The organism is Pseudomonas sp. RP-B7 (genome assembly GCF_059803535.1).
The window spans coordinates 42,675-55,556 of sequence record NZ_JAPFHC010000023.1 but is presented as its reverse complement, the minus strand read 5'-3'; the positions used below and the strand labels follow the sequence as shown (position 1 = coordinate 55,556).

13 protein-coding genes are annotated in these 12,882 nt (G+C 60.5%); 5 read left to right on the top strand and 8 right to left on the bottom strand.

Features of this window, described 5'->3' with window-relative positions; all coding sequences use genetic code 11:
• Nucleotides 1-74: 74 nt before the first annotated feature.
• A complete protein-coding gene (gcvT, locus tag OPU96_RS19965; RefSeq protein ID WP_226454612.1) occupies nt 75-1,157 on the top strand; it encodes a glycine cleavage system aminomethyltransferase GcvT in 1,083 nt (360 codons plus the stop codon).
• Nucleotides 1,158-1,210: 53 nt separating this feature from the next.
• Nucleotides 1,211-1,594: a glycine cleavage system protein GcvH gene (gene gcvH, locus OPU96_RS19960; RefSeq protein ID WP_192297917.1), complete on the top strand. Its 384-nt coding sequence runs from the start codon at nt 1,211-1,213 to the stop codon at nt 1,592-1,594.
• Between the two features lie 51 nt (nt 1,595-1,645).
• Here the strand turns inward: gcvH and OPU96_RS19955 are convergent, their stop codons facing one another.
• The 7 genes from OPU96_RS19955 to OPU96_RS19925 form a co-directional block, all read right to left on the bottom strand.
• On the bottom strand, nt 1,646-2,785 hold the full coding sequence (locus OPU96_RS19955; protein WP_226454611.1) for a DegT/DnrJ/EryC1/StrS family aminotransferase: 1,140 nt from the start codon (nt 2,783-2,785) through the stop codon (nt 1,646-1,648).
• Nucleotides 2,786-2,941: 156 nt separating this feature from the next.
• Complete coding sequence (locus OPU96_RS19950; protein ID WP_498559546.1) at nt 2,942-3,424, bottom strand: outer membrane protein; 483 nt, start codon at nt 3,422-3,424, stop codon at nt 2,942-2,944.
• A 142-nt stretch (nt 3,425-3,566) separates the two neighbouring features.
• On the bottom strand, nt 3,567-3,881 hold the full coding sequence (locus OPU96_RS19945; protein WP_003176799.1) for a DUF2388 domain-containing protein: 315 nt from the start codon (nt 3,879-3,881) through the stop codon (nt 3,567-3,569).
• Between the two features lie 69 nt (nt 3,882-3,950).
• Nucleotides 3,951-4,397 carry an NfeD family protein gene (locus OPU96_RS19940; protein WP_192297914.1) on the bottom strand — a complete coding sequence of 149 codons (447 nt, stop codon included), beginning with the start codon at nt 4,395-4,397 and terminating at the stop codon, nt 3,951-3,953.
• Nucleotides 4,398-4,407: 10 nt separating this feature from the next.
• A complete protein-coding gene (locus tag OPU96_RS19935; RefSeq protein ID WP_010207363.1) occupies nt 4,408-5,328 on the bottom strand; it encodes an SPFH domain-containing protein in 921 nt (306 codons plus the stop codon).
• Between the two features lie 66 nt (nt 5,329-5,394).
• Complete coding sequence (locus OPU96_RS19930; RefSeq protein WP_498559545.1) at nt 5,395-7,074, bottom strand: GspE/PulE family protein; 1,680 nt, start codon at nt 7,072-7,074, stop codon at nt 5,395-5,397.
• An 86-nt stretch (nt 7,075-7,160) separates the two neighbouring features.
• Nucleotides 7,161-7,496, bottom strand: coding sequence for an ACT-like domain-containing protein (locus OPU96_RS19925; RefSeq protein ID WP_305391706.1), 336 nt, complete (start codon nt 7,494-7,496; stop codon nt 7,161-7,163).
• A 127-nt stretch (nt 7,497-7,623) separates the two neighbouring features.
• On the opposite strand from OPU96_RS19925, the gene OPU96_RS19920 reads away from it, so the two are divergent.
• Nucleotides 7,624-8,094 (top strand): Lrp/AsnC family transcriptional regulator, encoded by a 471-nt coding sequence (locus tag OPU96_RS19920; RefSeq protein ID WP_192297911.1) that lies wholly within the window; start codon nt 7,624-7,626, stop codon nt 8,092-8,094.
• Between the two features lie 114 nt (nt 8,095-8,208).
• Here the strand turns inward: OPU96_RS19920 and OPU96_RS19915 are convergent, their stop codons facing one another.
• Complete coding sequence (locus tag OPU96_RS19915) at nt 8,209-9,576, bottom strand: CYTH domain-containing protein (protein ID WP_192297910.1); 1,368 nt, start codon at nt 9,574-9,576, stop codon at nt 8,209-8,211.
• 158 nt (nt 9,577-9,734) lie between these two features.
• Here OPU96_RS19915 and argE point away from each other — a divergent pair, with 158 nt between their 5' ends.
• Nucleotides 9,735-10,883: an acetylornithine deacetylase gene (argE, locus tag OPU96_RS19910; RefSeq protein WP_226454608.1), complete on the top strand. Its 1,149-nt coding sequence runs from the start codon at nt 9,735-9,737 to the stop codon at nt 10,881-10,883.
• Nucleotides 10,884-11,018: 135 nt separating this feature from the next.
• Complete coding sequence (gene argA, locus OPU96_RS19905) at nt 11,019-12,320, top strand: amino-acid N-acetyltransferase (protein WP_192297908.1); 1,302 nt, start codon at nt 11,019-11,021, stop codon at nt 12,318-12,320.
• The last annotated feature ends 562 nt before the right edge of the window (nt 12,321-12,882 follow it).

Genomic DNA, 12,882 nt, shown 5'->3' with positions numbered 1-12,882 from the left:
CGGCCTTGTAAATCAAGGCGTTCAGCACGTACGACAACGCTGCGCACCTTCGCCAAGCCCGGAAGGAGAAACCCATGGGACAGCGTACGCCTCTGTATGACCTGCATCTCGCCCTCGGCGCGAAAATGGTCGATTTTGGCGGTTGGGATATGCCTCTGCACTATGGTTCGCAAGTCGAAGAACACCATCAGGTGCGACGCGACTGCGGGGTGTTCGATGTATCTCATATGACCGTGATCGATGTCACCGGCCCCCAGGCCAAGGAATGGCTGCAGCACCTGCTGGCCAATGATGTCGAGCGCTTGCATGGCTGCGGCCGTGCGTTGTACAGCGCCATGCTCAACGAAAAGGGCGGCGTGGTGGACGACATGATCGTCTACCGCACCGAGAGCGGCTACCGGCTGGTGGTCAACGCCGCTACCCGCGACCAGGACATCGCCTGGATGCAGGCGCAACTGGGTGGCTATGGGGTGCAACTGCACGAGCGGTCCGAGTTGGCCATGCTCGCCATTCAGGGCCCCCATGCCCGGCAGAAGATCGCCGAGTTGGTCACCCAGTCCCGCGGCGCCCTGATTCATCAGCTCAAGCCGTTTGAAGGCCTGGCCGATGGCGACTGGTTTATCGCACGCACCGGTTATACCGGCGAGGACGGTTTGGAAATCGTGCTGCCCGCCGAACAGGCCCCGGGCTTTTTCAACGACCTGGTGGGCGCGGGCATTTCTCCCATTGGCCTTGGCGCCCGCGATACCTTGCGCCTTGAAGCGGGCATGAACCTGTATGGCCAGGATATTCACCAGGATGTTTCGCCGCTTGCGGCCAACATGGCCTGGAGCATTGCCTGGGAACCGGCCGAGCGCAATTTCATCGGCCGTACCGCGCTGGAAGCCGAGTTGGCGGCCGGTGTGCAATTCAAATTGGTCGGGTTGGTGCTGGAAGAACGAGGTGTTTTACGCGCTCACCAAGTAGTTCGTATCGCCAATGTTGGCGAAGGGGAGATCACCAGTGGTAGTTTCTCTCCTACGCTGAGCAAATCCATTGCCCTGGCACGTGTACCGACGGCGACAGCTGATCGTGCCGAAGTGGAAATCCGCGGCAAGTGGTATCCGGTTCGAGTGGTCAAGCCGACCTTCGTGCGCCATGGTAAAACCTTGATCTAACCTATTTCCGGCAGGCCAAAGGCCGCTGACACTACTTCTTGAGGACACAGACTATGAGCAATATCCCGGCCGACCTGCGTTTTGCCGAGAGTCATGAATGGGCCCGTCTGGAAGCTGACGGCACTGTGACCGTCGGTATCTCCGACCATGCCCAGGAAGCGTTGGGTGATGTGGTGTTTGTTGAGCTGGCGGAAGTCGGCGCGCAGTTCGAGGCTGAAGGCCAGGCGGGTGTGGTTGAGTCGGTGAAGGCGGCTTCGGATATTTATGCGCCCGTTGCTGGCGAAGTGATTGCCGTCAACGAGGAACTGAGCGGGAGCCCTGAGCTGTTGAACTCCGACCCGTACGGCGCCTGGATTTTCAAGCTCAAGCCAAGCAACCCGGCTGACCTGGAAAAACTGCTGGATGCTGCCGGCTACAAAGCCGCCATCGGCGAATAAGCACGGGTAAAAATCTGGGAGGGGGCAAGCCCCTCCCAGATTGGCGTCTACTCAGGGTTTGAGTACGGCTTTTACGGCCTCCACCGACCGCTCCACATCCGCTTCCGTCATCGCCGTGAACATCGGCAACGACACGATCAAACGTCCCACCTTTTCCGCGACCGGGAACATGCCTTCCTTGAACCCCTGTGCCCGATAAAGGCTCAACAGGTGGATAGGCGGGTAGTGATAGCCGATGCCGACGCCGCGGGCCTGCATCTGCTCCATGAAGGTGGCGCGAGCGGGCAGGCCGTCCTGGCGTTCCGGCAGCACCAGTTGGAACAGGTGCCAGTTGCTGTTCTCAAAATCCGCCGGCGGCAGCTGTGCACCGTATTTCTCTTCGAAGTCGCTGCCGAAGCATTTGAAGTAGTGCCGCGCCAGGTTCTGGCGGTGGGCAGTGATCTCTTCGATGTGGGCAAACTGGCCCAGGCCGATGGTGGCGGCGATGTCGGTCATGTTGAACTTGCCGCCGAGTACATCCACGTCCAAGCCGTCGAAACCGGTGCGTGTTACGCCTTGCAGGCGATACTTCTCTGCCAGGCGGGCTTCGTCGGCATTGTTCAATACCAGGCAGCCACCCTCGGAACAGGTGACATTCTTGTTCGCCTGGAAGCTGAACGATACGAAGTCACCAGTGGCGCCGATGCGCTCGCCATCCCAGCTGGAGCCCAGGGCCTGGGCGGCATCTTCGATGACGCGCAGGTTGTACTTGTTGGCCAGTGCGTAAAGCATCGGCATGTCCAGGGGCAGGCCGGCCAGGTACACCGGGATGATTGCCTTGGTACGTGGCGTGATCGCGGCTTCTACCTGGGCCAGGTCGAGGTTGCGGGTGACCGGGTCGATGTCGGCAAATACCGGCGTGGCGCCCACTTCCAGAATTACGTTGGCGGTGGCGACCCAAGAGATTGGCGTGGTGATGACTTCATCGCCCGCGCCGATCCCGGCGATGCGCAGCGCGATCTCCATGGTGCAGGTGCCCGAGTTGAATGTGCGCACCGGCCGGCCGCCAAAATATTCCGACAGCTGTGCTTCGAACGCCTGCACTTTCGGCCCGCTGGTGATCCAGCCCGAGCGCAGTACATCGCCAACCGCCGAGATGGTGGCTTCATCGATGATGGGTTTGGAGAACGGCAGAAAGGGCTGTTGGCTCATGACGACGAAGGCATCCGTTTCAAAGGGGTAATGAGTGAAAAATCGGTCAGTGCCGGCATAGTTGCACGGTCCGACTGAATATAGCCTGTCCTGCGTGAATGAATCGTCACCGTCGGGTTAAAAATGCCGCTTCAAAAGTGGCATTCTGTGAAGGCTTCAAAAAGAGTAGCGGGCTTCCAGAAACACATTCTGCTCCTTGAGCTTGCCTTTGATTTGTTCATCCCGGGCGTTCACACGGTTCGCAAAGGTGTTGTAGCCGGTTTCAACATCGCCCATTGCGATGTAACGGTAACCAGTGCCCAGTGTGATCTGGTCAGTGACCTTGGCTTCCAGCCCCATGCCTAGGCTATAGGCGAAGTTATGCTGGCGGTTATTGGCGAAACGACGGGTCACATTGGTTTGATAACCTTCGGCTTCAACACGTGCGACGCCCACCCCGGCTATCCCGTAGAACGACAACCATGGGTTGATCGAGATGTCTTTGTAGCCATTGAGCATCAAGCGTTGGCTCTGGACATGCAGGCTGTTGACGTTGGCATTAAAGGGTGCCCAGTAGGACTTGAATATCGAGTTGTTCGGCATCGTGTATTCCCCTTCTAGACGCCAGCCACTGTCGAGAATCCTTAGCTTGTTACCCACCCGGATGAGGCTCGACAGGACTTTGCTGTATTGGGCTGTGAAAGCAGGAGTGCTTGTGTAGTGCCCCGGTGAGATTGACTGTAGGAATGGAAGACAAAAAAAATGCCGCTGGTTAACAGCGGCATTTTTTATCGAGCACGAATCACTCGGTAACTGCGTTTTTCGCAAGGATGGCGTTGGCCAACTCCATGTCCGTGGCCTGTAGGCCAGGGTTGTCGGCGCGGACTTTCTGCATCGCAGCTTCCAGGTATGGGCCACGGATGCCACCGTCGCTGGCGACAAAGCTGCCTGCATCGTCTTGTGCAGCGACCACCAGTTTGTGGTCTTTGAATGTCAGGTACGTCGAGCCGGTAGTGGCGCCCGACGAGATGACATTGCGCCAGAAACTGTCGGCCATGGCTGAACCGACAGGAAGGGAAAGCACAGCAAGGGTTGCGACAGCATATTTGAGACGCATGATGGGTGACTCCGGGTGGGTTATCTGTTCTTTATGATTGTAGTTAGTCCAACCGAGTTCCCTCACTGACTAAACAGTTTCAACCCTCAACACTACGCCGTCCTGACCAACCACCCGGACTTGAGCGCCCACAGGGCTGTCCGGGCCGGTCACCATCCACACACCATCGCCGACTTTTACCTTGCCTCGTCCATCCACAATCGCCTGGTGCACCATGAAGGTGTGACCGATCAGCTCCGAGCCGCGCTCGTTGAGCCCGGGTTGGTCGCTCACCTTGGCACTGCTGCGCTGGCGCTTCCACCAATACACCGCTGTCAGTATGGACAGCAGCGCAAACAACAGGAGCTGCCACTCCAGCCCCAGGGGCGGCACCAGGAACTTGATCACGCCCACGGCAGCCGCGGCGATACCCATCCACAACAGGTAACCGCCAGCGCCGAAAACCTCGAGAATCAGCAGCACCGTACCCAGTGCCAGCCAATCCCAGAACGACAGATGCTGCAGGAAATCCCACATGGCGCTGGCCTCAGCCTTTCTTGTTGTCGAATGTAGCCTTGACGATCTCGCCGATCCCGCCGACCGCTCCGATCACCTGGCTGGCTTCCAGCGGCATCAGGATGACCTTGCTGTTGTTGGCGGAGGCCAGCTTGCCCAGTGCGTCGATGTATTTTTGCGCGACGAAGTAGTTGACCGCCTGCACGTTGCCCGACGCGATCGCTTCCGACACCACCTGGGTAGCGCGGGCTTCGGCTTCGGCCTGACGTTCACGGGCCTCGGACTCCAGGAACGCGGCCTGGCGGCTACCTTCGGCCTCCAGGATCTGCGCCTGCTTCTTGCCTTCGGCGGTCAGGATCGCCGACGCCCGCAGGCCTTCGGCTTCGAGGATTTGTGCGCGCTTGATCCGCTCGGCTTTCATCTGGCCCGACATGGCGGCCATCAGGTCGGCGGGCGGGCTGATGTCCTTGATCTCGATCCGGGTGATCTTGATGCCCCACGGCGCGGTGGCTTCGTCCACGGTTTTCAGCAGTTTTTCGTTGATGCCGTCACGCTGGCTGAGCATGGCATCCAGCTCCATGGAGCCGAGCACGGTACGGATGTTGGTCTGCAGCAGGTTGCGGATGGCGTGTTCGAGGTTGTTCACCTCATAGGCCGCCTGCGCGGTGTTGACCACCTGGAAGAAGCACACGGCGTCGATCTGCACGGTGGCGTTGTCGGCGGTGATGACTTCCTGGGGCGGGATGTCCAGCACGCTTTCCATCACGTTGATCTTGCGACCGATGCGGTCCATGACCGGGATGATGATGTTCAGGCCGGGCTTGAGGGTATTGGTGTAACGGCCGAAACGCTCGACCGTCCATTGGTAGCCCTGGGGGACGACCTTGAAGCCCATGAACAGGATGGCGATGGCCAATCCCACGAAAAGAAGCAGTACGGTTCCGATCTGCATAGCGATTCCCTATCCGATGTTTTCAGTGAGCGGATTGTAACGGTGTTGTCACCGTTAAGAACGGTTTCACACGGCAACAATCAACGGATTTGTTTCTGAATCCCCAGGCGTCACCCGCAATGCTTCGGCCATCGTCGTCAGGCCGGCGGCGACCTTGTCCGTGGCGGCCTTGCGCAAGCTACTCATGCCTTGGGCAATTGCGCGTTGACGCAAGGCCTGTACGTCGGCACCGGGCGTGATCAGCGCCCTGAGGTCATCATTGAGCACCATGATTTCGTAAACCCCGGCACGCCCCCGGTAACCACTGTTTCGGCATTGCGCGCAGCCAATGGCCTCGTAGGCATCACCCATCGCACGCTTGCAGTGCGGGCATAACAGTCGCACCAAGCGCTGGGCCATCACTCCTATAAGGGTAGCCTTGATCAAATAATGAGCAATGCCCAACTCCTGCAAACGACTGACCGCGCTGGGCGCGTCGTTGGTATGCAGGGTCGACAGCACGAGGTGCCCGGTCAATGCGGCCTGGATCGCCATTTCGGCGGTTTCCTGGTCGCGGATCTCGCCGATCATGATGATGTCCGGGTCCTGGCGCAGCAGCGCGCGGATGCCGCTGGCGAAGCTCAGGTCGATGTTGTGCTGTACCTGCATCTGGTTGAAGGCCGGTTCGACCATCTCGATGGGGTCTTCCACCGTGCACAGGTTGATCTCCCGTGTCGCCAGTTGCCTGAGGGTGGTGTACAGCGTGCTGGTCTTGCCTGATCCGGTCGGGCCGGTGACGAGGATGATGCCGTTGGTCTGGCGTGTCATGGCGTGCCAGCGCTGCTGGTCGTCACCTGACAAGCCCAATTGATCAAAGCCCTTGAGCAGCACCTGCGGGTCGAAAATCCGCAGTACCAGTTTCTCGCCAAACGCCGTCGGCAAGGTCGAGAGGCGCAGCTCGACCTCGGCCCCCGCCGGGCTTTTGGTCTTGACCCGGCCGTCCTGGGGTTTGCGTTTTTCCGCCACGTTCATTCGCCCCAGGCTTTTGAGGCGGCTGACCACCGCCATCGTGACCTGGGGTGGAAACTGATACACGTCGTGCAGCAGGCCGTCGATGCGAAAGCGCACGCGGCCTTGCTCACGGCAGGGTTCGATATGGATGTCACTGGCGCGCTGGCCGAAGGCGTACTGCAACAGCCAATCGACGATATTGACGATATGCGCGTCATTGGCGTCCGGCTCCTGGTCGCTGGCGCCCAGGTTGAGCAGATCGGCGTTGCCTGGCGCAGCGAGCTTTTGGTCGGCGCCGCTGACGGACGTGGCCAGGCGATAAAACTCACCGATACAGCGGCGGAGGTCCTCGGGGTTGGCCACCACGCGCTTGATCGTACGTTTGAGCACCTGCGCCAGGCCGGCCTCCCAGCGGGTCACGTAGGGCTGGGCGCTGGCGATGGTGACGGTCTGCGCGTCCACGGCCACCGCGAGAATGGTGTGGCGCTGGGCGAAGGCGTGGGACATCAATGGCACTACCTTCGCCACGTCGATGCTCAGCGGATCGATGCGCCAATACGCTTGCCCGGCCTGTTCGGCGAGCCACTGGGTGAGGGTTTCCAGAGGGACACCCTGGGCGGCGATGCATTCGAGGGGGTGTTGGGTAGGGCAGACCGGCAGTGCCAGCAGGCGTTTCGCCACCTCGGCGGTCACCAACCCAGCGGTGATCAAGGCCGGCAATAAGTGCTGCAATTCCAATCGCTGATCAACGGACATCGAGGTGTTCCTGGGTGACTTGGGGTGTCATCCCAGGCTAGTCAGCCCCTGAACCGCTCAGTGGCGAGGTGTATTGCAGGTTTTTACTAAGCACTCGCCATTGCCGCGGCAGGCCGCGCGGAATCAGCCGGCCACAGTTCCAGTGAACACACGCTGATCAGGTTTCGAATCTTTTCACCGATCACCTGGGCGCGATGCCAGCTCAGGCCATCCATCACGATGTCGAGGGTCAGCAGGTCCTGCTCGCGGCTCATCGTCACCTGTTGCGGCGTCAAAAATTGCAGCGCGAAATAGTTGAGTACCCGGCACAGCACGTCCGGCTCCGCTTCGGCGACGATCTGGTAATGCGCCTGGCAATGGCTGCTGTTGACGGCCCACGCATCGACGCGGGTGACAGGTTGGGTGGTTTCGACGGCGTGCATGGGACATCTCCACAAGTGATGGGAGAAATTTTTACATTCGCCAGCGGAGATTTCTTATCTAAAATGGGCATGATTTGCGAATAATCGAATCATACAATTCAAGATAAGCACCATAGAAGGTATTTATATGCACAGCGAGCTGGACGCCTACGACCGCCGCATCCTGGCCCTGCTGCAAGAGGACGCCTCGCTTTCCAGCGCGCAGATTGCCGAGCAGGTCGGCCTGTCCCAATCGCCGTGTTGGCGGCGCATCCAGCGGCTCAAGGAAGAGGGCGTGATCCGCGCGCAGGTGACCTTGCTGGACCGCAAGAAAATCGGCCTCAACACGCAGATTTTCGCCGAGGTCAAACTCAACGCCCACGGTCGCTCCAACTTCACCGAATTTACCGACGCGATTCGCGGGTTTCCGGAAGTGCTGGAGTGTTATGTGCTGATGGGGGCGGTGGATTTTCTGTTGCGCATCGTGACTGCGGATATTGAGGCGTACGAGCGGTTTTTCTTTGAGAAGCTGTCGATGGTGCCGGGGATTCAGGAGGTCAATTCGATTGTGGCGCTTTCGCAGATCAAATCCACTACCAGCCTGCCAGTGTTGCGCTGACCCTGTGGGAGCGGGCTTGCTCGCGAATGCGGTGTGCCAGTCAGAAATCAGCTAACTGACCCACCGCTTTCGCGAGCAAGCCCGCTCCCACACAAGCCCGCTCTCACATTTGGATTACAGACGCAGCAGAGTCTTCCACGCCCGGTTCTGATACACCGCAATCGCCTGATGCATCCGCGCATCCAGCGACTCATCGGTGATCGGCTGGTTGGCCAGTTGCGCCAACTTGTTCAGCTCGCCGTACAGGCGGTCCAGTTCCGGGATGTCCACCACCTGACGCGCATGGTGCAGCCAGGCCTGGATGCGTTCGATGCGCGGCAGTTGCTCGGCGAGGTCTTCCGGCTGTTGCTGGTAGCGCGGCAGTTGCAGGGCGACGGCGTCGTCGGCCAGCAGGCGCGGCAGCCAGTTGGTGATTTGCGCCGCGCCCTGGCGGTTGCCGCGCACGTTGCGGTCGGCGGTCCAGGTGCGGGCCAGCAGCCAGCGGGAGGCGTTGAGTGAGAACAGGCCCCAGCGCACGTCCTCCAGTTCCTCGGCGAATTGCTCCGGCGCGGCCTTGCGGATGTCTTCGTCGTCATCGCCGGCTTGCACCAGTGGGCGCCAGTCTTCCAGCAGGGCGTCCAGTGCACTGCGCAGTTCGCTGGTGGATTGACGCGGTGCGGCCTGGCCGAGGCTGCCGACCAGGGCGCGCATTTCGCCGAGGTTGTCGACCCAGTCTTGCAGCAGGCGCCAGTGGCCATTGAAACGGTATTGCTCGGCCAGGCGCTGGCTGCTGCCGAGCAGGTGCCACATGATCGCGGCGAAGGCATCGTCCAGAGGCATTTCGGCGTGGATCTGCGGCGCGGGCAGGCTCAGGGAGTAGCTGCTGGCGTCATACAGACGGTAGCCGCGTTCGGCCTTGCTGATGTCACACGGCATCAACGCCAGGGTCGCGGCCAGTTCGGCGGCCAGTTCCAGCAGGGCGGCCGGTTCACCTTCGCGCAGTTCCAGTTCCAGCTCGCAGATTTCTTCTTTCTGCTTGCCGACCACCACGTGGCCCAGGTCGAGTGCGGCTTCGATGACTACTTTGGCCTTGCCACGGCCCCAGGCGATTTCGGCGCGTTCCCGCACGAAGTCGGTGGTGAAGATCGGCTTGAGGGTCTTTTTGTCCAGTTCGGCCAGTTGCTCGGGCCAGCATTCGCCGTCGAGCTTTTTCACGTCGAGCTTGGCTTTGGGCAGGTCCCAGTTGTACTCGTTGCGTTCCGACAAGCCGGCGATGCTCTGACCGCGGGTCTTGAGGGTCTGGATGATCTCGTCACCGTCCTTGCGCAGGCGCAGGGCGACTTTGGCCTGGGCCAGGTCGCGCTCGGGGGTGTCGAAATACTGGTTCATCAACTCACGGCGTTCCCAGCCACTTTTGTTGCGTTTTTTCAGTAGCGGGTGCTCACGCAGCGCGGCGAGTGTTTCGCGGCTGACGCGGAGCTTGATTTCGGTTTCTTTCTGCATGGCCGGAAAATCCAGGATCGGGAGCGCAGCCGGGGAAAAGAGTGGCTGCCAAGGTCGTGCAGTGTACAGGACTGAGCCCGGCAACGCGCCGCAACGGTTTATTGTGTCGTACAGATGGCTCTATAGTGGGACTCATCCGGGAAGTTGAGAGGCCGCGCATGCCGTTACCGTCCATGAAAGAACAGTTCGCTGCGCTGATTGCCGCGCCGTCGGTCAGTTGCACCCAAGCGTCTCTGGACCAGAGCAACCGCCCGGTGATCGATTTGCTCGCCAGTTGGCTGGGGGATTTGGGTTTTGCCATCGACATCCAGCAAGTCAGCCCCGGCAAGTTCAACCTGCTCGCCAGCTTCGGCAGCGGCCCCGGTGGCCTGGTGCTGGCGGGGCATAGCGATACCGTGCCGTACGACGCGGCGTTGTGGAAGACCGATCCGCTGAAGCTGACGGAAGTCGACGGCCGCTGGGTAGGATTGGGCAGTTGCGACATGAAGGGTTTTTTCGCCCTGGCCATTGAAGCGGTGCTGCCACTGCTGGAGCAACCATTCAAGCAACCGCTGCTGATCCTCGCCACCTGCGATGAAGAAAGCTCCATGTCCGGCGCCCGTGCGCTGGCCGCAGCCGGACGCCCGCTGGGCCGTGCGGCGGTGATAGGCGAGCCGACGGGCCTCAAGCCGATCCGTCTGCACAAAGGCGTGATGATGGAACGCATCGACATCCTGGGCCGCAGCGGCCATTCGTCGGACCCGAGCCTGGGCCACAGCGCCCTTGAAGCCATGCACGACGCCATCGGCGAACTGCGCGGCCTGCGCCAGACCTGGCAGCGCGAGTACCGCAACGCGCAATTCAGTGTGCCGCAGCCGACGATGAACTTCGGCTGCATCCACGGTGGCGACAACCCCAACCGCATCTGCGGCCAATGTTCCCTGGAGTTCGACCTGCGCCCGCTGCCGGGCATGGACCCGCAGGTGCTGCGCGATGCCATCCGCCAGAAGCTCGAGCCCCTGGCCGAGCGCCATCAGGTGAAGATCGACTACGCGCCGCTGTTCCCCGAAGTGCCGCCGTTCGAGCAGCCCGAAGACGCCGAGCTGGTGCGCGTGGCGGAACGATTGACCGGTCATCGTGCCGAAGCAGTAGCGTTCGGCACCGAAGCACCTTATCTTCAGCGCCTTGGCTGTGAAACCCTGGTGCTCGGCCCTGGCGACATCGCCTGCGCCCATCAGCCGGGCGAGTACCTCGAAATGTCACGCTTGACGCCTACAGTGCGTCTATTGCGGGAACTGATCGAACATTACTGCCTGAAACCTGCATAAATTAACCCCTGTCTGTTCGTACATAGAAGGAGAGCGAGCGTGTCGCCAAGCCTGTTCCGACGATAACCATCAGCCTGCTGTGCGCTTTCACGATTGATCCTTTTTCGGCTGCTTTTTATTACAGGCCCAGGTGTTATGCCCGACTACGTTAATTGGCTTCGTCACGCGTCCCCTTACATCAACGCCCACCGCGACTGCACCTTTGTGGTCATGCTGCCCGGCGACGGTGTGGAACACCCCAACTTCGGCAATATCGTCCACGACCTGGTGCTGCTCCACAGCCTGGGCGTGCGGCTGGTGCTGGTGCACGGTTCGCGCCCGCAGATTGAAACCCGCCTTGAAGCCCGCGGCCTCACTCCGGCTTACCACGAAGGCTTGCGCATCACTGATGCCGCCACGCTGGAGTGTGTGATCGACGCGGTCGGCCACCTGCGTATCGCCATCGAAGCGCGCCTGTCGATGGACATGGCCTCTTCGCCAATGCAGGGCTCGCGCCTGCGGGTGGCCAGCGGCAACCTGGTAACCGCACGGCCGATCGGCGTGCTCGAAGGCGTGGACTACCACCACACCGGCGAAGTGCGCCGGGTCGACCGCAAGGGCATCAACCGCCTGCTCGACGAGCGCTCCATCGTGTTGCTGTCGCCGTTGGGTTATTCGCCCACCGGCGAGATCTTCAACCTGGCCTGCGAAGACGTCGCCACCCGCGCCGCCATCGACCTGGGCGCCGACAAGCTGCTGCTGTTTGGCGCCGACATGGGCCTGCTCGATGAAAACGGTCGCCTGGTGCGTGAACTGCGTCCGCAGCAAGTACCGGCGCACCTGCAACGCCTGGGCAGCAGCAACTATCAAGCCGAATTGCTCGATGCCGCCGCCGAAGCCTGCCGTGGCGGGGTAGGGCGCAGCCATATCGTCAGCTACGCCGAAGATGGCGCGTTGCTCACCGAACTCTTTACCCGCGACGGCGGCGGCACGCTGGTGGCCCAGGAGCAATTCGAGCTGGTGCGTGAAGCGGCGATTGAAGACGTGGGCGGCTTGCTGGATTTGATCAGCCCGCTGGAAGAGCAGGGCATTCTGGTACGCCGCTCGCGGGAGGTGCTGGAGCGTGAGATCGAGCAGTTCAGCGTGGTCGAGCGCGAAGGCATGATCATCGCGTGTGCGGCGCTGTATCAGATCGCTGATTCGGACGCGGGCGAGCTGGCCTGCCTGGCGGTGAACCCGGAGTACCGCCACGGCGCGCGCGGCGACGTATTGCTGGAGCGCATCCAGACCCGTGCGCGGGCGCAGGGTTTGAAGACCTTGTTCGTGCTGACGACCCGCACCGCCCACTGGTTCCGCGAGCGTGGGTTCGTGCCGAGCAGCGTGGATCGCCTGCCATCGGCGCGGGCGTCGCTGTACAACTATCAGCGCAATTCGAAGATCTTCGAAAAGGCGCTGTAAACCCGGCTTTCAAGCCAATGCAGAGGGGGCTTGCCCCCGATAGCGGAATGTCAGTCAGTCCATCTGATATTGATACTCCGCCATCGGGGGCAAGCCCCCTTTTGCATTTGCCTGGCTGGGTGCCCATGCCCCCTGCGACAACGTGACTGCCATTGCGGGCTATCCATGCTTCAGAAAGCTTGATTTGCGCCTATACGATGAGCGCGACGATGGATAGATTGCGCGAAGTGGCGACCGAGAAGATTTGAACCGAGGTTGCCGATAGGCAAATCGGCTGGCTTAGACAGCAGAAGAAATTATTAGTGACACTAAAACTGTAACAAATTGACGGGAGGATATGCGTTTGGCCATGATGGCGTCGCCTTTTTGATCGTGGGTGACGTAAGAAACGATACGGCCACACTAATCGGTCTAAAAAAGCGTCGAAAAATACCCTTTAGGAATTAGCTTGTGGAGCGGGTCGTCTACGCTGACCGGTCCATGTCGCGCAAATGCTTATTCCCAAATCGTATGAAAAAGAATGAAACAATTCTTTTTGGGTGTATGAAAAACTCATTACCCT

What these genes read in the sequence shown, in the direction of transcription:
- argE (WP_226454608.1), top strand. Translation starts at nt 9,735, where the DNA reads ATGCCGTTACCGTCCATGAAAGAACAGTTCGCTGCGCTGATTGCCGCG.
- OPU96_RS19920 (WP_192297911.1), top strand. Translation starts at nt 7,624, where the DNA reads ATGCACAGCGAGCTGGACGCCTACGACCGCCGCATCCTGGCCCTGCTG.
- OPU96_RS19940 (WP_192297914.1), bottom strand. Translation starts at nt 4,397, where the DNA reads ATGTGGGATTTCCTGCAGCATCTGTCGTTCTGGGATTGGCTGGCACTG.
- argA (WP_192297908.1), top strand. Translation starts at nt 11,019, where the DNA reads ATGCCCGACTACGTTAATTGGCTTCGTCACGCGTCCCCTTACATCAAC.
- OPU96_RS19915 (WP_192297910.1), bottom strand. Translation starts at nt 9,576, where the DNA reads ATGCAGAAAGAAACCGAAATCAAGCTCCGCGTCAGCCGCGAAACACTC.
- OPU96_RS19930 (WP_498559545.1), bottom strand. Translation starts at nt 7,074, where the DNA reads ATGTCCGTTGATCAGCGATTGGAATTGCAGCACTTATTGCCGGCCTTG.
- OPU96_RS19935 (WP_010207363.1), bottom strand. Translation starts at nt 5,328, where the DNA reads ATGCAGATCGGAACCGTACTGCTTCTTTTCGTGGGATTGGCCATCGCC.
- OPU96_RS19925 (WP_305391706.1), bottom strand. Translation starts at nt 7,496, where the DNA reads ATGCACGCCGTCGAAACCACCCAACCTGTCACCCGCGTCGATGCGTGG.
- gcvH (WP_192297917.1), top strand. Translation starts at nt 1,211, where the DNA reads ATGAGCAATATCCCGGCCGACCTGCGTTTTGCCGAGAGTCATGAATGG.
- gcvT (WP_226454612.1), top strand. Translation starts at nt 75, where the DNA reads ATGGGACAGCGTACGCCTCTGTATGACCTGCATCTCGCCCTCGGCGCG.
- OPU96_RS19945 (WP_003176799.1), bottom strand. Translation starts at nt 3,881, where the DNA reads ATGCGTCTCAAATATGCTGTCGCAACCCTTGCTGTGCTTTCCCTTCCT.
- OPU96_RS19955 (WP_226454611.1), bottom strand. Translation starts at nt 2,785, where the DNA reads ATGAGCCAACAGCCCTTTCTGCCGTTCTCCAAACCCATCATCGATGAA.